The 20660-nt window shown below is 37.1% G+C and carries 20 protein-coding genes; 12 read left to right on the forward strand and 8 right to left on the reverse strand.

The window, feature by feature from the left end:
• Positions 1-12: 12 nt before the first annotated feature.
• The 3 genes from N6A79_RS14680 (at position 13) to N6A79_RS14690 (ending at position 2332) form a co-directional block, all read left to right on the forward strand.
• Entirely contained in the window at positions 13-1530 is a 1518-nt protein-coding gene (locus N6A79_RS14680) for a hypothetical protein (RefSeq protein ID WP_263499888.1), read from the forward strand.
• A gap of 7 nt (positions 1531-1537) precedes the next feature.
• Positions 1538-1834 carry a hypothetical protein gene (locus tag N6A79_RS14685; RefSeq protein WP_263499889.1) on the forward strand — a complete coding sequence of 99 codons (297 nt, stop codon included), beginning with the start codon at positions 1538-1540 and terminating at the stop codon, positions 1832-1834.
• Between the two features lie 99 nt (positions 1835-1933).
• Positions 1934-2332, forward strand: coding sequence for a hypothetical protein (locus N6A79_RS14690; protein WP_263499890.1), 399 nt, complete (start codon positions 1934-1936; stop codon positions 2330-2332).
• Positions 2333-2405: 73 nt separating this feature from the next.
• On the opposite strand, the gene N6A79_RS14695 is transcribed toward N6A79_RS14690, so the two are convergent.
• The gene (locus N6A79_RS14695; RefSeq protein WP_263499891.1) at positions 2406-3395 is read right to left on the reverse strand and encodes a hypothetical protein; all 990 of its coding nucleotides are present in this window, start codon (positions 3393-3395) and stop codon (positions 2406-2408) included.
• A gap of 138 nt (positions 3396-3533) precedes the next feature.
• Here N6A79_RS14695 and N6A79_RS14700 point away from each other — a divergent pair, with 138 nt between their 5' ends.
• The 4 genes from N6A79_RS14700 to N6A79_RS14715 all read left to right on the forward strand — a co-directional run bounded on the left by N6A79_RS14700 (position 3534) and on the right by N6A79_RS14715 (position 6005).
• A complete protein-coding gene (locus N6A79_RS14700; protein WP_263499892.1) occupies positions 3534-3953 on the forward strand; it encodes a hypothetical protein in 420 nt (139 codons plus the stop codon).
• Between the two features lie 54 nt (positions 3954-4007).
• Positions 4008-4763, forward strand: coding sequence for a hypothetical protein (locus N6A79_RS14705; RefSeq protein ID WP_263499893.1), 756 nt, complete (start codon positions 4008-4010; stop codon positions 4761-4763).
• Positions 4764-4876: 113 nt separating this feature from the next.
• Entirely contained in the window at positions 4877-5395 is a 519-nt protein-coding gene (locus tag N6A79_RS14710; protein WP_263499894.1) for a hypothetical protein, read from the forward strand.
• Positions 5396-5477: 82 nt separating this feature from the next.
• Positions 5478-6005, forward strand: a complete 528-nt coding sequence (locus tag N6A79_RS14715) for a DUF2165 domain-containing protein (protein WP_263499895.1) — start codon at positions 5478-5480, stop codon at positions 6003-6005.
• Between the two features lie 146 nt (positions 6006-6151).
• On the opposite strand, the gene N6A79_RS14720 is transcribed toward N6A79_RS14715, so the two are convergent.
• The 5 genes from N6A79_RS14720 to N6A79_RS14740 form a co-directional block, all read right to left on the reverse strand.
• Positions 6152-7597, reverse strand: a complete 1446-nt coding sequence (locus N6A79_RS14720) for an SEL1-like repeat protein (RefSeq protein WP_268547669.1) — start codon at positions 7595-7597, stop codon at positions 6152-6154.
• 291 nt (positions 7598-7888) lie between these two features.
• Positions 7889-8389, reverse strand: coding sequence for a DUF2165 family protein (locus tag N6A79_RS14725; RefSeq protein ID WP_182419908.1), 501 nt, complete (start codon positions 8387-8389; stop codon positions 7889-7891).
• A gap of 491 nt (positions 8390-8880) precedes the next feature.
• The gene (locus N6A79_RS14730; protein WP_263499897.1) at positions 8881-10182 is read right to left on the reverse strand and encodes a tetratricopeptide repeat protein; all 1302 of its coding nucleotides are present in this window, start codon (positions 10180-10182) and stop codon (positions 8881-8883) included.
• 243 nt (positions 10183-10425) lie between these two features.
• Positions 10426-10728: a type II toxin-antitoxin system RelE/ParE family toxin gene (locus N6A79_RS14735; protein WP_182419910.1), complete on the reverse strand. Its 303-nt coding sequence runs from the start codon at positions 10726-10728 to the stop codon at positions 10426-10428.
• A 5-nt stretch (positions 10729-10733) separates the two neighbouring features.
• Positions 10734-10970 (reverse strand): type II toxin-antitoxin system ParD family antitoxin, encoded by a 237-nt coding sequence (locus N6A79_RS14740; protein WP_182419911.1) that lies wholly within the window; start codon positions 10968-10970, stop codon positions 10734-10736.
• A 215-nt stretch (positions 10971-11185) separates the two neighbouring features.
• On the opposite strand from N6A79_RS14740, the gene N6A79_RS14745 reads away from it, so the two are divergent.
• The 4 genes from N6A79_RS14745 (at position 11186) to N6A79_RS14760 (ending at position 16602) form a co-directional block, all read left to right on the forward strand.
• Positions 11186-12331 carry a TIGR03364 family FAD-dependent oxidoreductase gene (locus N6A79_RS14745; RefSeq protein WP_263499898.1) on the forward strand — a complete coding sequence of 382 codons (1146 nt, stop codon included), beginning with the start codon at positions 11186-11188 and terminating at the stop codon, positions 12329-12331.
• Between the two features lie 350 nt (positions 12332-12681).
• A complete protein-coding gene (gene phnX, locus N6A79_RS14750; RefSeq protein WP_263499899.1) occupies positions 12682-13488 on the forward strand; it encodes a phosphonoacetaldehyde hydrolase in 807 nt (268 codons plus the stop codon).
• Positions 13489-14091: 603 nt separating this feature from the next.
• Positions 14092-15270: a MalY/PatB family protein gene (locus tag N6A79_RS14755; protein ID WP_263499900.1), complete on the forward strand. Its 1179-nt coding sequence runs from the start codon at positions 14092-14094 to the stop codon at positions 15268-15270.
• A 45-nt stretch (positions 15271-15315) separates the two neighbouring features.
• On the forward strand, positions 15316-16602 hold the full coding sequence (locus N6A79_RS14760; protein WP_442784294.1) for an amino acid permease: 1287 nt from the start codon (positions 15316-15318) through the stop codon (positions 16600-16602).
• A gap of 76 nt (positions 16603-16678) precedes the next feature.
• On the opposite strand, the gene N6A79_RS14765 is transcribed toward N6A79_RS14760, so the two are convergent.
• Positions 16679-17863, reverse strand: a complete 1185-nt coding sequence (locus tag N6A79_RS14765) for an amino acid aminotransferase (protein WP_263499901.1) — start codon at positions 17861-17863, stop codon at positions 16679-16681.
• An 823-nt stretch (positions 17864-18686) separates the two neighbouring features.
• Here N6A79_RS14765 and N6A79_RS14770 point away from each other — a divergent pair.
• Positions 18687-18965, forward strand: coding sequence for a hypothetical protein (locus tag N6A79_RS14770; protein WP_268547670.1), 279 nt, complete (start codon positions 18687-18689; stop codon positions 18963-18965).
• Positions 18966-19024: 59 nt separating this feature from the next.
• Here N6A79_RS14770 and cycA read toward each other — a convergent pair whose 3' ends face one another.
• Positions 19025-20413 (reverse strand): D-serine/D-alanine/glycine transporter, encoded by a 1389-nt coding sequence (gene cycA / locus N6A79_RS14775; RefSeq protein ID WP_182419919.1) that lies wholly within the window; start codon positions 20411-20413, stop codon positions 19025-19027.
• Positions 20414-20660: the final 247 nt, after the last annotated feature.

Genomic DNA, 20660 nt, shown 5'->3' on the forward strand with positions numbered 1-20660 from the left:
TTAGCCATTTTTATGGTTGCGCTTCAGCTGGGGCTTATTCTGTTTCATCAAAGCTATTTTTATGGCTATGATGGCTATTATTACGCAGTGCAAGCGCAAAGCCTCATTGATCATGGTCGCTTGCGTATTCCCGATGATAGTTGGCTGTTTTGGCTGATGAGGCCGCTTGCTTATTTTGTCAATAATGGCGAAGCGATGGTGAAAACCTATATCGCTCTTAGTTTTGGGTTGTTTTTACTGGCCTTTTATCTCCTTTTAAAAATTATAAAAAACATCGCTTTAGCGCTTATTATTTTGTATTGGATTACTCTATCACCTAGCTTTTATTTTATGGCGGTTGAATTTCCTAAACAATTTACCAGTTGGATTATTTTAGTCATTGCCGCAAATTTTATGTATCGCTATCCGCGCTATATTTTTGTTTTTATAGGATTTTCATGTCTTGCGGTGTTTTTCCATAAATCAGCAATCATTTATATCGGGCTTTTTTCGCTATCCCTCATCGGCTATTATTGGTCCAAAAGAAAAGATAATAACAAAGCACAATTGCACGCAGGGCAGGGCGGTAACATTGCTAAATTTAAATGGCAAATACTTGTTGCGGTTACTCTTCTCTCTATCGGTCTCATTGTTGCATTGGTGAGCGGTGTTTTATACTTGGGGCTATTTGATTTTTACCGCTTTCAAAGTAGTCAATTTCAATTGGGGTTAATTGCCTTATTAAGCGAGCCATTTTTGCCGCTTGCAATAAAGCTGGAGCTACTCTTTTGCGGTATTTTGGTGCTTGGTTTGCTATTCTTTGCGGTGCGATCGTCAAAAAGTAATCTATGGCACTTTTTACCGCTTTTTTCTTGTTTTTTACCAAGCCTTGGTCAAGAGCCAATGAATTTTGGTGAACGCATTGCCCTAGCCTTTCCCTTATTGGTTATATGCATCAGTATATGGTTTTTCAAAGACCAGCCAATACCAAAGCCAAAAACGCTTGCAAAATATCTGCAAATGAGCCTGTTGGCGGTTGCGTTGATGATGCTTTCAGGCACATTATTATATCGCAGCGTTAATATTGAAAATATCAATGAAAAAGCAGTTTTTAAACAATATGATGCTTTGATGGCTACTTTTGCGCCGCCGCCAATGCTGATTGTTAATCGCGATATGCATTATTATTACAAATATAAAACTGGCGGTGAAGCGTTTTCTTTCATGCCAGAGCGTCATTGGGACAAAACACGAATTTGGCGGTTGGTTTACGGGTTTAACCCAACTGAGGCTTATGCCTATTGGCCAGAGCAATGTGATTTTGCACAGCCTTTTATTAAAATCATGCCGGTGCTAGGTTATCTTTACATGCGCGAGGATTGCTATCAGCAATTTCGTGATAATGTTGCTGCAAGTTTCAACCAACCATTAGCAGCCACACTTAATGATAATGACTTTAACCCATCCATGGCGAGACCACAATTTTTGTATAATCGCTACCAAGATGAAGATTTAAGCGAATTTCCAGCCCTTCCACCCTCTAACCCATGATGAAGCGATGCCAATTCAAACTTATTTTTATTTTATTGATAAAACAATAGAGACGTTCCAAGACGATATTGTCTTTATAAAAGAACGAAATCATGATGATATTATTTTATGGTGTGACCATTTGGGTGTTTTTTGGCGCGGGATTGAAAATGGCAAGCTTACTCAACCTTTTGAAATAAAACGCCCATCAATTAGGGCTGCAACCCTCATAGAAATTGCTAATTCTCATATGCTGCAATATGTTTATGGAGCCGTACAAATAAGCCATCGCGGCGTATATAGTATGGATTTTAGAGATGAATAATTCAGATCTAACAGATGTTTGTTGCTTCACCTACCTTTGTCGCTAAAAATAGTATTCATTTAGCCATGATTTATTTTGTTTTGTTCAAAGGGTAATAATATGGAAATTGTTTCTAGGATATTTAAATATTTCGATACTACTTATTTGCTTAGAAATTATATTTGGGCAATTATTTGGACGGTAATCTGCGTTTTTTTAACTATATATTTAAATGACATAAGACCTTTATCGATGGCAATTAACATCGTTATCCTGGTTATCATTCTTATGAACCTTATTCTTTTTCCATTTGCTAAACTGGTTTGGGGCTATGTCGAAGATTTATTCTTTGGCGCTTTTACATCTGATTTTGACCTAGATATTTGGACGGTATTGGCGCTTGTTTTAAGGGTGATTGTAAATATCTTTTTGTCCAGCGTAGCTTTTATTATCGCACCTATTGGCATTGCATATATTGTTTTTAAAAATAAGCGTGATAAAAATGGGCAGGTAAACTAAATCAGATTTTTACACCAAAAGCGTTTAAAGTGCATCTTCTTTAAAGAGCGACTTCGTATAACTGGCTAATTGATTAACAATGGTAATCAATGATGGCAAGCCAATCGTCTGGCTTTGTGCGTTTTAACCGTTGATCGATAAAATCTTGCCACTTTTGCAATTTTTTTTCATAATCTTCTAAAATATCGGACTCGCTATCTTCTAATTCATGCCAACCATTTTCATCAAGCAAGGCATATGTGGATAAGGGTGGTGCAGCATTTATCCAATCATCTATTTTGGGGTAAGCTCTGGAAGAGCTAACATAATTTAAAAGCCCAATATAGAAGCGATAAGGATAATTTACATTGTCTCTAATATAGGCTTTAAGCTTTTGATACTGTGCTTGTGAATTTTTTTTAAAAAATTCTTTTTGCAAGTCGTTGATTTTATTTAGTACTTCATATCGTATTTTATCAAGATCAATTTTCAAGCTATTAATATCGCCCAAAGCCGCATATGAATCTCTTATTGTATCTTGCCAAAGTTGCAACCGCACTTGTACCGCTTTATTTTTCATGGCTATCCAATCAATTTCATTATATTGGATGCAATTCGTGGCACTATTTTTCAAGTCTTCAAATTGGTCCTTATGTCGCCATTTTGACCAAAGGCTTCGCTTAGGTAAAATTGGTGGTGTCTTTCTTATCATTGTGTCATTCATTCTGCCACCGAGCAGCCAAAAGTCCCACTTCCCATTGGGGTTGGTTCTATTTATAACCTTTATAAGTTCTTCGCCTTTAAAAATTACATGGCCAAAGTAATGTTCATTCTCTATGTCGATAGGATCACCTAATTCAACAATTGGCAAAGCTCTGCTTTCTATAATATAGTCTTTTAAATTTTTACAATCACAGGTTTTTGCAGTTTTATTTGCTTTTAAGCTGTTATATTCTTTCAGTACTTGCGCTGTTTCGTCTATGTCTTCGATGTGGTTGCTATTAAACTCTTCGCAGTCACTAAGTTGATATGGATATAACCAACTATCCAATATATCTTGCTTATCAAGATCTTTACCAATCACGAGCAAATAAAAGTGCATATCAAACCTTTTGTAAAACTGTTTACTGTATTCATTTTTAATTCTATAAAGTAAAAATATATTATATTTTAAAGTCTATCAAATTATAATATTGTTTAATGCGATAAATGGATTTTCATCATGAAACGGTTCTTTTTAACATATTATTTTAGTTTTCTTATTGTTGCAGGCGCGGTTATTTTTGGTTTTTCGGTGTTAGATATTATTCATTGGGGCGGATTTAGCCACGTTGATGAAATGTATTTTTTAATAATCCTTGCAGGAATTATTGCTTTATCTGTTTACAACATTACCCTTTTTGTCGTCGTTGTCACTCCGCTTTATTTATTGCAACGCAAGTTTTTACCTTTAAATTTCCATCTAACGCTGATTTATGGCATCATCATCGGCATTTTAAATTTTTATGCTTTCGGCAATATGTTGACCCTTTCTACCAAGCCTTATCTTTATTTGTTTACCGGCTTTGGTGTGATGTTTGGCGCATGTTTTTGGTGGTTTTATTCACGTGAGCAAAATGCGCCAAAAATGGGCGAAATATAAAGGTAGATGACAATTTTAAACCTTCTGCAAAATTGATATTTAATAGAGGGCAGAATGAAAAAATTAGATGACTATCGCGTGGCCGACGGCATCAAGGTTGATATTACTGATCACATCGTACATCCAAATGCAAAATTAGAGTTTCATATAGCTTGCACCGGTATTGGCATTAAATTCCAAATTTCCAATGCTAAAACATATGCTACCTATGGCGATATTTATTATGATTATTATGATGATATTTATTTTGATGAAGATAACAAACTCGCATCGATCCGCCCGGTAGTTGAATTTATTAACGAAAAAGCCGAATTAGCGTCAACCGAGCTTTTCGGCACTTTGAGTAAAGTCGATGAATTAGGATATTTTACTTATAGTCATTTGCGGTATTTCAATAAGGATAAAAAATACCTTGTTGGCTTTGATAAGGCTGAAGATTTATTAGGAAGTGAAGTTGTTTTATTTCATCAAGATTTTGGTTATATTTTTAAAAATAGACAATATGTGGGTTGGTACTTACAAAATCCATTAAACTATTTATGCAATGATGATATAAAGTCCAATAAACCCTATAGCGATGTTCGCGACAATGAATATGATGTGCTAGAAATGTTTATCAATACATTTTGCGATACTGATTTTGAAGAGCTTTATGATGGTAATGAAGAGCTTGCCGTTGTTTTATGGGATAGAATATTTAAAATAGCGCCTATTATAAAAAACCAACAACGACGTAAGATCTTTATCGATGCCGCAAGAAATTATTATGAGTGGCGTTGCCATAAATTCCCTGATGAGCCTCATTCGTGAGGCTTTAACTATAGCTCTATTATTTAAAAAGCTTAGTAAATTAGAGGTCAAAGCTACTTCAATAAACATGCTAGGATAAAAAAATATAAAATCAATTTACAGGGAAATATGCGATGAAAAAAAGTATAATTTTTTTAGCATTTGTTTTGTTTTTGGGGACATCGACATATCAAGCTTTTGGTACAGATTATGGGCCTAGTCGGATTGATGATGATTATGTATCGAATGATAATATTATTATAGATGATGAAGATAAATTGGATTTAACTATTAATAGCAATAATGGGCCAATTTATATCAGACTTCCTGACGGCGAACCGCTGTTTTTTGCACCACCAAATGAGGATACCGCAATTGAATATGGTAGCCTATCAGGATTTCTATCTGAGTTAGAATATCATATTTTTAAAGAAAACATATGTAATGTTTATAAAATGAAAGGCAATGAACTCACGCTGAAGTGTCAAAAATCCGATTGGCAGGAGGTCTATTCATTGAAAAAGGATGAAAATGGTTTCCAAATTTATTCAATTGATGATGGTATTAAGCTTAGAACAAAAACAGCAGATATTATAACTTATATGTATGATAAAATTATTGAAATAGAGGTTGGCAAAGCTCTTGATCAATGATTAAAATTATTTTGCTAAAACGAAATTGCTATAAGTTTACTTAGTTTTCACGGCATTTTATAAAATTTTAAAGGAAACCATAATGGATGAGAAAAAGACTTACCGTTTTGTATTGATCGCCTTTGCCCTTTTCCCAACCTTATGGGGGATTTTAGGACTGCTTAATAATGCATCTGGCTTTGCAAGCACGGCTGAATTTGCTATTAAACCATTGTTCGCGATGAGCGATACTTATGGCAATCCTGCACAAACATGGCGTGCAATTTCTTGGGGGGTAGCGCCTATTTTAGCCCTTATCCTTATTACAACGGTTGAAACGCTGGCTGGCATTTTGGGGCTTATAGGGATTTTAAAATTGATTAAAAATTTCAATGCCCCTTATGAAAAATTGCAAAGCGGTAAAAGTTTCGTTGTACTAGGTGCCACCTTAGCTGTGCTAGTTTGGGGTGTAGGCTTTATGGTTATTGCTGGCGACTGGTATTTAGCATGGCAGGCGAAAACCAATCCATTAAATACCCAAATTGGCGGTATGATTTATGCGCTTCCTAATATGATCACCATTATCATCTATATGTTACATCGAGAAACGGCGAATAAATCTTATCAATAGATTTAGCTTATATATCCTTATTATGATGAAGGTCTAATTGATACTTAAAGATCAATCTTTGTTCTTCCACCGTGTGTGCTATATTACATAGTATAAATTGCTTTAAAATAGGAACAAATGCTAAGTTGCATTTGTTCCTTTATTAATTATTGCACCGAGCAGATTTTAAACCCTGAATCGATGCACCTTTGTGCAGCTTTTTTGATCTTTTCTATTTGCTCTTGTGTAAATATTTTTTCCATATCCTCTTTATACCAGAAAAGCCGTTTGCTTAAGACCGCATCAACACAGTGCCACATATAGCCGGTTTCGAGATCTTTTTTTGTGCCTCGCCCCTCTTTATATTCCCAAGCGAGAGAAGAAAATGCAGGCTGATATCCCTGTTCAGCCGCAGCCTTATTTAATTCAAAAATTTTAATAGAAACATCTTTCGTAAACTGGCTATAGGGATAGCACCGCGCTAATTGATATTGAGCTTCTGCAAGACCTTTATCAGCTGCGATTTTAAACCAATGAGCCGCCATTTTTCGGCTATAACGGGCGCCCCAATAATTGATATAGCTAAGCCCTACATGATAACAACCCATCATGCTATCCAATTGAGCAGCTTTTTCAAAGCATTTAAAGCCATAGGTCCGGCTTTTTTTAACGCCAAGCCCATAAATATGCAAATAGCCGACATTATCCCAAGCATCGCCATGGTCTTGCGCCGCCGCGAGACGAAACCATTTTGCCGCAATGCTAAAGTCTTGAGCAACAACATTACCATCACGGTAAAAAGTGCCATAATGATATTGTGCTTGCGCATAATTTTGTTCAGCCGCATGTTTTATATATTGGAAAGCTGTCAATAAGTCTTTTAAGCCATATATATCGCTTTCATAAATAAGACCAAGTTGATAGATAGCTTTGCTATAATTATTATCTGCTAAAGTTTTGTAAAGTTTGATGGCCTTGGTTAAATCTAAATCAACACCATCACCATTTTGATAGCAAAGCCCAAGCTTAAATTGCGCGGCTAAATCACCATTTTTTGCTAATATTTGCCAATAATGAAAGGCTTTTTTTGCATTTTTCTTGATGGAGTAATGTTTTGGAATTGAGCATTCAACTGCGACGCCATTTTCAAAAATAAGCGCAAGTTGGTAAATAGCGTCATGATGACCTTGATGGGCTGCCTGTTCAAAATAGCTAAGGGCAAGGCCAAAATCTTGCGCAATACCATAATCGCTATAAATGCCGCTAAGATAAATTTTGGCAAGTTTGAGCATGGCGTCAACATTACCAAATTCAACAGCCAGTTGAAACCATTTTAAGGCTTCATCACAATCTTGGCTAATAGCAATGCCATTTTCATAAAATTCGCCTAATTGATAAAGCGCTTTAGCGTGTCCTTGATCTGCGGCTTTTTGAAACCAATGCAATGCTTCAAAGCTATCTCGGTTAAACTCATCAGCACATTCATCGACAAGTTTATCAGCATATTGATTGGCAGTAAGGTAAAATTGACCTAAATTAAATTGTGCTTCAACATCGCCTTTAATAGCGAGCAAGCGTGTTTGTTCCATAGTTGGAGATTGGCTATACGACATAATGTTCTTCTTTGTTTTTGCGCGCGCATATACATTCAAACGCGACTATCATTTGATTTTTAATGAAAAAATTTATGATACAAAGAAAACATTCATGGATATGCTACTTAGCCTTAAAAATTTAATGTCTCACCTTTAGACCAATATTATATCGCGGTCAAGTAGCTATTGATGGGTTTTATTTATAATATTATTGCAATAAATTATAAAATATTAAAGCTTATCTGACAAATATTATCAAATAAGCTAAATTAAACATCAAACTTAGTTTAAACACAACCTAGCGATGGTTTAGTCTTTTTCTAATTCACCATCTGGCTGTATAATGTAAAGCAGAACCATTATAATCGTAATAAAAAAGCGGAAAGCATCGGGAACGCCATTCCACTGTTTTGACATCCACATGCCAAACCATTCACCACCTACAGACATAAAGGCTACTTGCCAAACCAGAAAGCCAATTGTTAAACCGGCAATGGCAACGGTTTTTGATGATTTAAAAGCTTTGGCACTTGCCTTAACTGATAAAAGCATTTTAATGCCGCCAATCCAGCACAATAAGGCAGTAAGAAATTCAAGGCTCATAATGCCAATATAGCCAAGATTATGGATCAAGTTACTGTTAATTGCACGGTAATGAATAGATGCTTCGGGCGGTATTGTATCCATCATAAAAACATGGTGAACAAATTGAAAATTGGTGTTGTAATCAGTTACATTTCCAAAAACTACCAATGATGTAAAAAACGCAATAGCACAAACCATAAGTGCTTTGGATAGACGTAAAATCATAAATATTTTCCTTTGTAAAACACTTAAAAAGCGCAGAATCTTCTTAAGCATTTACACAATTGCTGGTTTAAAAATCCATTAACAAAAAGTTGATTAAAATATTCATGTTATTATTGTTTGTACTTACGCTGAGGACTGTTTATTTTAAAGTACCAAACACAATAAAGGGCAAAATACATAATTTTGATATAAAGGGTAGGAAGGCGAAGATTGCGCCGGCATAGATGGCGATATAAGTTATGTTGATAGATTTTATGCTGCTATTATTTCTAACAATATTTCGCTAAATTTGTTTAAAATAATTATTCATAATATTAAATGAAACATTCGCGCTTATTTTTAGCAGTTAAGCTGTCATTGAAACGAAAAAAATCGCACGTCACCGCCCCATAATTGGCTACAGAATTTTGGCGAAATTCTTTCTCGTCCGCTTCCTTGATGGATTGGGTGCTAAAATAATACTCAGCATTGCAGCTGGTTTAATTTTAACTTTAATGGCGATTTTTATTTGAATAATTTTCAAAAGCAAAACCAAATCCAAAAAGCGGACTGTCAGGCAATAAATAATGAGGGCAGGCTTTAATTTCACCAGATAGGCAATCGTGTACTTGTTTTTGTGCTGCTTTAATGTCGCTATCATTCATTGTTTGCGCAATGCGTTTCAATACGGCATCGGTTTTTTCATGTGGTGGATCAGATCGTAATTTCACCATATAGCATAATCTATAGGCTTCCATTGTATCTTTTTTAAAAACATTTCCTTCAAAAAATACTTCTCCAAGTAAACATTGGCTGCCTAGGTGTTCCATACTACCCGCTTTATAAAACCATTGAATTGCCGTTTTTTTGTCTTCTTCAACGCCATAGCCATGCCAATAGGCTTTAAATAGGTAAAATTGACTTTCTGCATCATGCTGTTTTGCCGCTTCAAAATAATAGCCAAAAGCCTTTTTTAAATCTTTTTTAACAACAATGCCGCTTGCATAAAATGAACCAAGTTTAGCCACAGCTTTTATATTTTCAAGATCTGCAGCTCTTTCATAGTAATAATAAGCTCGCTTTAAATCTTTATGGACAATGGCACCATCCTCATAAAACTGCCCAAGTTTAAAAATTGCTTGGTCATCACCAGCATTGGCAAGCATTAACCACCATTTAAAAGCTTGTTTTTTATCTTCATACTTTAAAGATCTGCTATAAAATTTGGCAAGCGCGATTTGCGCCTTTTTTTGCCCCTGCCACGCTGCAGTTTCTAGCCATTTAGTTGCTTGCATGTCGTTAGTTGTTTTTAAGTAGTAATCAAAATCATCCGTATCATAAAACCCCATTGGCAGCTCGCACTGATGTGGCATCATTAATATTACATTTAGCATCATGAGCGTTTGTAACAGATCGGCTAATTCTTTACTGTTTTCCCGTCCATAGCTTGCCTTTTCAATTAAACCGATAGACCAATAGGTTAAGTAACGACCATATAAAAAACCACACTCTTTATCGCCCAGATTTTGTAGGGCAGGATCAACATTTTCCAAAAACGGCAAATTATAGCTTAAAATTTGTGTATTTAACGCCGTATCACTTTCATTAAGATGCATGATACTAAACAATGCATTAGGACCGTTAATCTGCGTTTGTTGGTTTGATGGCTTTAACGAAATGATATTTTCGCTTGCCTCTGCCTTAATGACTATTAAAAAAATATGCGCTAAAAGAATAAAAAATATGAGCTGCAAAGAATAATGATTGGATAATTCAAAGGTTTTTCGCCGACCTTTGCCAAAAAAAATGCTCATTATATTCCCCCTATAAAGGCTCTAGCTATAATTTTTAACATTTAACGCGTGCGATTATTGGCTTTTTTGCGCAAATATTTTGGCTAAAACAACTTGCTTGCTGAAAGAAGAACCGCTCTTCTTCTCGCAAAAAATCCTACATACCATTTCGTTCAAATTAATGGGTCCTGCCCCTAATCACTATATAATAAATATAGTCTAACTATAAATAATATAAATAAACAATAAGGCGTCTCAAAGGCATTAAAAATCAAGTTCTTTTAAAAGTACTGGCCAATTTTGTTTGCCGCCCAAAATACGAATAATAACAATATTCTCACCAACAAGATTATAAATAATGACATGTTGATGATGGGCATGTATATGCACAGGAGGCTCAAAATTATGACGCAAGGGTGCTAAATTGGGCATGATGCTGATCAGCTCAAAAACTGAAACCAATTCATCTAGATATTTGTCAGCTTGATTTTCTGACCATGTTTGCGCACCAAAACGCCAAATTTCTTCCAAATCTTGCTCTGCTTGCGGAGTTAATTGATAAGCCATATCGTTCAAGGTTTTTGGCGCATGCGCTGCTTGAATGCAAGCTTATCAAAAGCCTTTGGCGTACCGCTTTGTAAACCTTCATCGATTGCGCTTTGAAAAGCTTGTGTCGCGATTTGATGTTGCTGGTCTTTTCGGATTAAATCACGAATATAATCGCTGACATTTTGATATCGGCCATTATCTGATTGCTTTTCAGCCCAATTTTTCATCTGGTCTGGCAAGGAAACATTCATGGTTGCCATAATATATCCTTTCAAAACTGTATTTTAAAACATTATATGGCAAAGTTTGCCAATTTTCAATCATTTTAAAGTCAATTCAGCACAAGTTTTGCCAATTGTTATATTTGTCATTATTCTGCCATGCAAACGCAATGTCATTGTCATAACTTATTGGCAAAAGGGTATCTTGAACAATAAGCTCATTCAATATGGCATATTTGCAAAGCGGGAAAGCCATGAATAAACATTTTGATGTTATTATTATTGGCGCCGGTATTGTTGGCCTTGGTTGTGCTTTGGCTGCGGTTAATCGCGGTAAAAAAGTAGCAATTATCGAGCGCAATGCCAAGGCGGTTGGTGCTTCTATCCGCAATTTTGGCTTTGTAACCGTTACAGGACAACGCGCCGGCGCCCATTATAATCGTGCAAAGCGTAGCCGCGATATTTGGGCGGAAATTGCTCCTAATGCCGGCATTGACGTCTTGCATAAAGGGCTTGTTTTACCCGCCTATCGCGAGGAAGCGCGCGACGTTGTCGCTGCTTTTTTAAAAACCGATATGGGCGCAGATTGTAGATTATTGACCAAAACTGAAGCGCAAGCGCAAATTGCCAACCTTAAATTATCCGGTGATGAAGCAATCTTATATAGCCCCCATGAATTGCGGGTTGAATCCATGACAGCAATTCCAAAATTGGCCCATTGGCTTCATGAAGCAAAAGGGGTTGATTTTTTCTGGAAAACCGCAGCCCTTGGCATTATTGATAATCGCGTGAAAACCAGTCGTGGTAATTTTTATGGCAATACGATAATTGTTTGCCCGGGCGATGATTTTTCATCACTTTACCCAGAGCGCATTGCCCCGCATGCTCTTTCTATTTGCACCTTGCAAATGCTGCGCGTTGCACCTAATGGCGCTGCTAATCTTTCTAATAACAACACCTGCAGATTTAATGCAGCTTTAATGTCAGATCATAGCCTTGCCCGCTATGAGGGGTTTTCTGCTTTGCCGCAAGCTGCTGCTCTTGGCGCGCGGTTAGATCGTGATTATCCGTTAAAGCGGCAACTGGGTATTCATTTAATTGCAGTTCAATCAGCTGATGGCTCGCTTGTGATTGGGGATAGCCATATTTATGGCAATGCACCAGAGACTTTTGCAAAAACAGCCATTGATGATTTGATGATGGAATGCTTGGATGAAATTATTGATCTACCAAAGCGTGAAATTATTACTCATTGGATTGGCACTTATGCCGCATCAAAAACCAAAACAGTATTGGTTGATAGCCCGCAAGATCATGTGCGCCTTGTAATGGTGACGGGTGGCACTGGCGCTTCAACCGCTTTTGCTTTGGGTGAAGAGGTAATGGATGATCTTTTTTGAGGCAATTATTTTACAATGACATGTATTTATGCTTGCCCTCCTTGGGTGGTGGTGATTGTATCAGCATAACCAATCAATATGAAAAAGGCGAAAATTGCGTTACCTTTTATAGCTAAAAAGGGCAAAGATATAGGCCCTATTATTTTGAAGATGAAAATGCTGCTTATATAGATTTCGTGGTGAGGGTAATCGGTATAAGTCAAAGCTAGAAGCAAACTATGCAATATTCAAATGATATAGAAAAGCGCTTTAGTGCAGCCTTCATCTTATCGAGATTTAAAAAACGATAAAGAATAAATTTATCTCCAACACTCTAGGTCCTGACCCTAGCAACTTCATAGGAAAAAAACGTGACACAGTTAAAAGCGGCAATTTTCGATTGGGCAGGAACCACGATAGATTTTGGCTCCTTTGCACCAATGGGTGTGTTTGTTGAAAGTTTTAAAGCCTTTGATATTGATATATCGATTGGCGAAGCCCGTGCGCCAATGGGGTTGCCAAAACGTGACCATATTGTAGCGGTCTTAAACCAACCACGTATTGCCAAGTCATGGCAGGACACACACGGAAAAACTGCTGATAACACTGATATTGATGCTATTTACGCGCATTTTTTACCGCTTAATGAAGCAATTGTCCATAATTATGCTAGCCTCATCCCTGGCACTTTAGAAGTTGTAGCAGAACTTCGCCGTAGAGAGATGAAAATTGGCTCTACCACCGGTTATACACGCTCGATTATGGAGCGTGTTTTACCCCTTACTAAGGCCCAAGGTTATGAGCCAGATAATCTTGTTTGTGCCGGTGATCTACCGTTTGGGCGGCCAACACCGCTTAATATGTATCAATGCTTTTTAGACCTTTGTGTGTGGCCGGCGCATCTCACCGTAAAAATTGATGATACCGGCGTTGGTATTATGGAGGGAGTTGCTGCTGGATCATGGACCATTGGCCTTGCCTTAAGCGGTAATGAAGCAGCTTTAAGCCTTGCAGATTATGAGGCGATGGACAAAAATGCCCGCAATGATCTAATGGCTAAAATTGCACCACGCTTAAAAGCTGCAGGTGCGCATTATGTCATTGAAACTATAGCCGATCTTATACCTGTTATTGATGATATTGAACAAAGGCTTAAAAATGGCGAACGGCCATTTTAAAAGCATCAATGATCGGTGCTACTTTTTATACCTATAAGTAAATCTGATGATAATTCATAAACTACCCTTGATCGCAGTTCCGCGCTGATAAATCGCGCTCATTGCATCATTATAATCAGCAATAATTTTTTAAAAGCTATTTTAACTTGCGGCGTTAGCGAAACACTGCAAGTGCCATGCTGTGCTGCTAATTGGTTGAGATTTTTGATCGTTGAGATGGGGTTAAATGCAAAATGCTGACTGTCTTGATTAGGCTTTGCAATTTAGCTCGTTTTACAACTATCGCAGTTTTCGATACAAAACTACAATAACTCATTTTTAAAAATTTTATAAATAAATTGAAAAATTACATTTCTTTTTTTTCCATATTGAAGTTAAATTATAAAATGGGAAATCATTAAGGGGCAATGATTGGAACTACCTACAAATTTATTAAAAATAATAATGATGATGAGTAAAGAAACGCATCTTTAATGGCTAAATTTAGCTCATAAATGCGGTATGCGTTATTAATACTTGACGATTTAACTACGAGGTAGAAGCCATTTCACGTGCTTTTCTTAAAGATTTATCATAGATTTATTCAAGGAGGAGGAATAAATTATGGTTAATTTTGATGAGACTATTGATCGCAAATCTTCAAATTCAATGAAATGGTCATATCCTGATCGTTTTTTGACAAAGCAACAGGTGCAGTTAGATCCACTCCCTATGTGGGTTGCCGATATGGATTTTAGGGTCGCGCCTTGTATCACTTCTGCTCTTCAAAATGTATTAGATCATGGTGTTTTGGGTTATAGCGGTGTGAGTGCCTCCTATAGGCAAGCAATAACAACATGGCAAAAAAAGCGTCATAATTGGCATACTGATCCTGACTGGCTTGTGCTTAGCCCCGGCATAGTTACTATGCTTAACATGATTATACAGGCTTTTACCACGCCCAATGATAGTATTTTGGTGCAACCACCTGTTTACATCCATTTCCACCAAGATGTTATCACCAATGGCCGCAAGCTTGTTACTGCCCCGTTACAACTTGTCGGCGAGCGATATGTATTTGACGCAGAGCTTTTTGAAAAGGCCATCACGGCGGATACAAAATTATTTATTTTATGTAATCCCCATAATCCAACCGGTAATGTTTGGTCATCTCACGAGTTAAAGACCATGGGCGATATATGTGCCGCCCATAATGTAATTGTTGTATCTGATGAAATTCATGGCGACCTCATTATGGATCCGGGCAAAAAATTTGTACCCTTTGCTTCACTTGGTGATGAATATGCTCAAAATTCGATTATTTGTACGGCAGCTAGCAAATCGTTTAATCTTGCCGGTTTGCAATGCTCTAATAATTATATTGCAAATCCAGTTATAAGGGAAAAGCTAACCGCCCATATGAAGACTTGCGGTTTAAACTTGATTAATATTATGGGCATGGTGGCGACTGAAGCTGCCTATAGCCAAGGAGAAGAGTGGCTAGATGACTTATTAAAATATGTTCGTGAAAACCAACAAATATTTGCTTCAAAAGTTAATAATTCTAATTTGCCACTCACCGCATTACCAATGGATTCGCTTTACCTATCTTGGCTCGATTGTCGGCAATTGAACTTATCAGCCGAAGATCTAAACGATTTTTTCCTAACCAAGGCTGGGCTATGGTTTGATGATGGGCGCAAATTTGGTCAAGAAGGACATGGTTTTATGCGGGTTAATCTTGGTTGCACCCGCCAAACATTAAATGAGGCTTTAAAGCGATTGGAGGCGGCATTTCAATAAAACACTACATAAATCCGTAAAATTTTATAAAAATAAAGGGGAAATATTATGGATATAAGTTCAACAACTGCTTTAAATACCAGCAAAACCGAAAAAATTCCGTTTACCCGCTATGATCTTGGTTGGGTAGTCTTATGCATCGGTATGGCAATTGGTGCAGGAATTATTTATCTACCAATTCAAGTGGGATTAAAAGGCATATGGGTATTTTTGGCCGCCTTATTGCTCGCCTACCCTGCATGCTACTGGATGCAAGCACTTTATTTAAAAAGCCTTTCCGAAACAAGTGAATGCGAGGATTACTCCAATGTAATTAGCCAATATCTTGGCAAAAATTGGGGGGTGGTACTCGGTGTTTTATACCTTCTTATGCTGTTTAAAGGCATTTTAGGATATTCCCTTACTATCACTATTGATAGTGCTAAATATTTACAAACTTTTGGCGTTACGGAAGGGCTTTTATCCCAAAATATCTGGTATATTTTAGGATTGCTAACATTTTTGGTGTTGATTGCTGCCCAAGGCGAGCGGCTGCTTTTTAGAATTTCTGGTCCAATGGTGGTCGCCAAAGTAGCTATTGTGGTATTACTTGGCATCGTCATGGTACCCTATTGGGACTTTTCAAACATTCCAGGCTTTCCACCAGTACTCTCTTTTGTTAGGGATACAATTTTAACTTTGCCATTTGCGCTATTTTCTATTTTATTTCTGCAAATTCTAAGCCCAATGAATATTGCCTTTCGCAAAACTGAACCAGATCCACAAAAAGCAACTTATCGCGCATTACGCGTCAACTTGATTGCCTTTATTGTCTTAGTGGTTTGCGTTTTATTTTTTGCACTGTCTTTTACCTTTTCAATTAATCATGAACAAGCAGTTTCAGCAAAGCAGCAAAATATTTCTGCCCTTGCATTGGCAGCGAGTGTCTTAAGCGGTAAAACGATTGCGATTATGTCGGTATTGCTTAATGTATTTGCGATAGTAACGGCGTTTTTTGCCATTTTTCTTGGTGTTTATGAAGCTTTTAAAGGCATCATCATAAACCTACTTTCACGCATTATGAATGTGGCGAATATACCTAATTTCATTGTACAAATTGGTATTTGTGCAATTATCATTCTTATTCTTTGGGGCTGGGTGGCTTTAGACTTTTCGGTTATTGCCATGATACAATTCCTCTCACCCTTAAATGGCATTGTCGGCTTTATCATTCCTTGTTGTTTAATTTTAAAAGTGCCGGCATTGCGTAAATTTATCACCCCATCTTATTGGTATGTATTTGGCTTTGGTGTCGTATTTTGCCTTGCACCATTGCTTAAATTTTTTGAATAAAGACATATAAAATATTAAAAATGGAACACTTCATTCATCACCATGAAGTGTTCCAGTGTCGGTATTGGATTAAGCACTAAGCACTAAGCACTTTAGCAACAGCACTTGCAAAACGTTGACATTCTTGGATTTTTAAACCTGCAATATTAATGCGCCCGCCAGGTACTACGTAAATGGCAAATTCTTCGCGCAAGCGATTTACCGCCTGCTCATCAAGCGGTAGAAGGGAAAACATGCCCTTGCCTTTTTCAATATAGGCAAAGCGATCAGGTTCAAAAAATACTGCTAATTCATCAGCTAAGCTTTTGCGCAAGCTATTAATGCGCCCACACATAAGCGCAAGTTCCTGATGCCAATTTTGATAAAGGTTTTTATCAACTAAAATGCGCCGAACAATTTCTGCGCCATGATCTGGTGGCATCGAATAGCTAACACGAGCCACGCGACTTAATTGCGATTGCACAGCTTTTTGCGTTGCCCCTTCATGAGAAAAAACAAAGGCAGCGCCGGTGCGCTCTCGGTAAAGGGCAAAGTTTTTAGATGCGCTAATTGCTACCAATCCTGCAGGCAAGGTATGGGTAATAATGCGAAGGCCGTCCAAATCTTGTTGTAAATTGCTGCCAAGCCCCAAATAAGCAAGGTCAATAAAGGGAATAAGCTCTTTGCGCAATAATAAATCAGCCACTTGCTGCCATTGCTCAGCGTCAAGATCAACTCCGGTTGGATTATGGCAAACACCATGCAACAGCACAACATCGCCTTTTTGAGCTGTTTCAAGATCTGCCAACATGGCGCTAAAATCAAGGCTTGCAGTTTTTGCGTTATAATAAGCGTAAGTTGCAAAACTATGGCCGCACGCTTGAAAAATAGCGCGATGATTGCCCCATGTGGGGTTGGGTAGCCAAATAATTTTTTTGCCATCAATGGCTAAAAAATCGGCAAGTGCACGTAAAGCGCCCGAACCACCCGGCGTTTGCAAGCTAGATAGATTAAGATCATGGCTAAAAATTTTAGTCGATAAAAGATCAAGAAAGCCGATATTGCCCCGAATACCAAGATAGGTTTTGGTTTTTTCATCGCGCAAAATACCTTCTTCAGCAGCTTTTACTGCTTGCATTATCGGGGTGTCGCCCTTGTCATCGCGGTAAACACCCACACCTAAATCAATACAATCTTCGCGTGGATCTTTGCGCAAAAGATCCATTAATGCCAAAATTGGATCTCCATCAGCTTCATGATAGGTGCTTAAAAAATTGCTCATTTATACCCTATTTCCTATTTTTTTTACTACCATAATCTTGGCAATTATTTACCAGAAATTTAAAAGTTTAACAGCAAAGTGGGCAAAAAATCTACGAAAATATCTGCACGTAGATTGTCTACACTTCCTCAAAAAAATGGGCGGTGGTTATAGTTTACTTATCCATATGCTTAATAATAACATGGCAACAAAAAATAATATGACCAGATGAATTTTTATAATACTAACGATAAGATCTGTCCGTTGGTCTGAAAAACGCCCAGACTGAAGCCCCATACCCCAAAAAATTGCACCTAAAATAATCAAAACTGGAAAATTGAAGATCAAAGATAATGAATTCACAAAAATTAAAAAATCAAAAATCGAGTAAGTTAAATCTTCTCCTAGTTAATTAGTAAAAAAAGTCATACTTGCAAAAGACAACATAAATTTAACTATCGCAAGACAATCTATTATTATCGCTATCCAGATAAAAATATTTTTCTTCGTGGTTACCTGCTTTTCGCTCATAATGTCTCTTAAACTTGTATTATTATAAAAATAATAAAATAACATTTAAAAATTATTTAACAGATTTTTGCCGCCAGCATAAGATCAAATCATTTATTAGATAAAATAATTTGCGCAAATAAAGCGTAGGCGTGTTTTTCTTTACGCCTGCTAAAATCGCAGTAGAAAAAGCCGGTAAACCCCAAAAGAAATACTTAATCAGTTTTACTTGTTTTACTTGTGAAAGGAGACTTTTACGCCGTGACTTATCCATTTGACACCAATGGCTTTTTTTCGCAATCTATACCAACTTGTTATTAAAGATGGAACTATGATGGCGCAGTGGCAAATTGAAAATTGCGGTGATAATGAGTATTGTTTTGCTTATTGCGATTATTTATATAATCGCCTCATCCGTATTTTAAAATGTGGCATTGATCTTGAAGATGGCATGTATATTGAGGGCCTTGTCCGTTCATTTAAACAAATTCAAACAATAAATCCTCCTATTTATGATTATTATGCTAAATTGTTTTTGTTTTCTTTATCAGAATATTTTGCTCCAAAGCTCATCAAAAACATGATTGTTGATCATATACAAAAAGACAAATAAAAAGCCGGCGAAAAAATTCGCCGGCTTTGTATATTTAACTACTACTCAATGAGCTCTGTTTATTTTTGATGATAGGTTTTGCGCGCAAAAGCAAAGAAGCAAACAGCAAGCAAAACAAACCATAATGGTGTATAGATAAGTGCAATACGGGTATCTGCTTCAAGTGACAATAGTGCTAAAATAAACACGAAGAACGCCATGACCACGTAACACATAGCAACGCCACCAGGCATTTTATAGATTGAAATCGCATGTTGATCTGGACGTTTTTTGCGATAAACCACATAGCTAATGAGAATGATTGTCCAAACAAACATAAACAAAATAGCTGAGATGGTGGTCACAACTGTAAATGCACCCATAACGGTTGGAATAATGGATAAAACTGAATAACCAATCAAGATGCAAAGGCATGAGAATAACAAACCATTAGCTGGAACGCGTTTGCTTGATAATTTGCCAAGAACCTTTGGCGCTCCATCTTTTTCAGCAAGACCATAGACCATGCGACTGGTTGAGAAAACACCACTATTAGCTGATGACGCCGCTGAGGTTAGCACCACAAAATTAACAAGGCTTGCAGCAATTGGAATACCAATAAGCACAAACATTTCAACAAATGGGCTCTTTGTTGGATCAACCTGATCCCAAGGGGTTACCGACATAATAATAATGAGCGATAAAACATAGAAGAAAATAACCCGAATTGGAATTGAGTTAATCGCTTTTGGCAATGTGCGCTCTGGATGTTTCACTTCTGCCGCAGCAGTACCGGCAAGTTCAATACCCACAAAGGCAAAAACTGCAATTTGGAAGCCAGCAAAAAAGCCCATTACACCATTGGGGAAGATATTGCCACCATTCCAGACATTGCTAAGTGAGGTAACATTGCCATTTGGAGAGGTAAAACCGGTAACAATCATATAAACGCCAATGGCAATCAGCGCTAAAATAGCCACGATTTTAATTAAAGCAAACCAGAACTCTAATTCTCCAAATAATTTTACTGCAACAATATTGAGGATAAAAAATGCGGCAACGCACATAAGCACCGGAATCCATGGATTAAGCCATGGCCACCAGAAATGCGCATAACCGGCAATGGCAATAACATCAGCAACGCCCGTTACAATCCAACATAGCCAATAGGTCCAGCCGATGAAAAAACCGGCCCAAGGGCCTAAAAGATCAGCCGAAAAATCGATAAAGGATTTATATTCTGTATTGGCAAGTAATAATTCACCCATAGCGCGCATGACGAAAAACAGCATAAAACCAATAATCGCATAGACAAGCACAATTGATGGCCCTGCCGCGTGAATAGTTTTACCAGAGCCCATAAATAGACCGGTGCCGATAGCCCCGCCAATCGCAATCAGCTGAATATGACGGTTTTCAAGCCCGCGCTCAAGGTGCTGCTCGTCTGGATTATTTGTTTTTTTTGTCATCCAGTTTTCCCCTTAGTTAAAAACTCGATTTTAAAGAAGTTTGAATGTATAAGATTAGCAAGCCCTTGGCACAATGTAAATTGTTTTCAATTAAAAATAATCACATTTTTGACACAAATTAATTGCGTTTTTTGACTTAATTTATTACTTCTAAAGACGAAAATGGCCGGTTGCGTTACAAATACAACTTAAATATCACCTATTTTATATGATTTATTTGGTATTTTAAGAACCAAAACATAAGACA

It is taken from the genome of Bartonella sp. HY761, assembly GCF_026743145.1.
In the GTDB taxonomy this organism is placed as follows: domain Bacteria; phylum Pseudomonadota; class Alphaproteobacteria; order Rhizobiales; family Rhizobiaceae; genus HY038.

Coding starts and splice junctions, on each gene's coding strand:
- N6A79_RS14685 (WP_263499889.1), top strand. CDS start 1,538: ATGCCAATTCAAACTTATTTTTATTTTATTGATAAAACAATAGAGACG.
- N6A79_RS14705 (WP_263499893.1), top strand. CDS start 4,008: ATGAAAAAATTAGATGACTATCGCGTGGCCGACGGCATCAAGGTTGAT.
- N6A79_RS14720 (WP_268547669.1), bottom strand. CDS start 7,597: ATGTCGTATAGCCAATCTCCAACTATGGAACAAACACGCTTGCTCGCT.
- N6A79_RS14755 (WP_263499900.1), top strand. CDS start 14,092: ATGGTTAATTTTGATGAGACTATTGATCGCAAATCTTCAAATTCAATG.
- N6A79_RS14690 (WP_263499890.1), top strand. CDS start 1,934: ATGGAAATTGTTTCTAGGATATTTAAATATTTCGATACTACTTATTTG.
- N6A79_RS14770 (WP_268547670.1), top strand. CDS start 18,687: ATGGCGCAGTGGCAAATTGAAAATTGCGGTGATAATGAGTATTGTTTT.
- cycA (WP_182419919.1), bottom strand. CDS start 20,413: ATGACAAAAAAAACAAATAATCCAGACGAGCAGCACCTTGAGCGCGGG.
- N6A79_RS14680 (WP_263499888.1), top strand. CDS start 13: ATGGTTGCGCTTCAGCTGGGGCTTATTCTGTTTCATCAAAGCTATTTT.
- N6A79_RS14700 (WP_263499892.1), top strand. CDS start 3,534: ATGAAACGGTTCTTTTTAACATATTATTTTAGTTTTCTTATTGTTGCA.
- N6A79_RS14710 (WP_263499894.1), top strand. CDS start 4,877: ATGAAAAAAAGTATAATTTTTTTAGCATTTGTTTTGTTTTTGGGGACA.
- N6A79_RS14745 (WP_263499898.1), top strand. CDS start 11,186: ATGAATAAACATTTTGATGTTATTATTATTGGCGCCGGTATTGTTGGC.
- N6A79_RS14730 (WP_263499897.1), bottom strand. CDS start 10,182: ATGAGCATTTTTTTTGGCAAAGGTCGGCGAAAAACCTTTGAATTATCC.
- N6A79_RS14715 (WP_263499895.1), top strand. CDS start 5,478: ATGGATGAGAAAAAGACTTACCGTTTTGTATTGATCGCCTTTGCCCTT.
- N6A79_RS14725 (WP_182419908.1), bottom strand. CDS start 8,389: ATGATTTTACGTCTATCCAAAGCACTTATGGTTTGTGCTATTGCGTTT.
- N6A79_RS14765 (WP_263499901.1), bottom strand. CDS start 17,863: ATGAGCAATTTTTTAAGCACCTATCATGAAGCTGATGGAGATCCAATT.
- N6A79_RS14735 (WP_182419910.1), bottom strand. CDS start 10,728: ATGGCTTATCAATTAACTCCGCAAGCAGAGCAAGATTTGGAAGAAATT.
- N6A79_RS14740 (WP_182419911.1), bottom strand. CDS start 10,970: ATGGCAACCATGAATGTTTCCTTGCCAGACCAGATGAAAAATTGGGCT.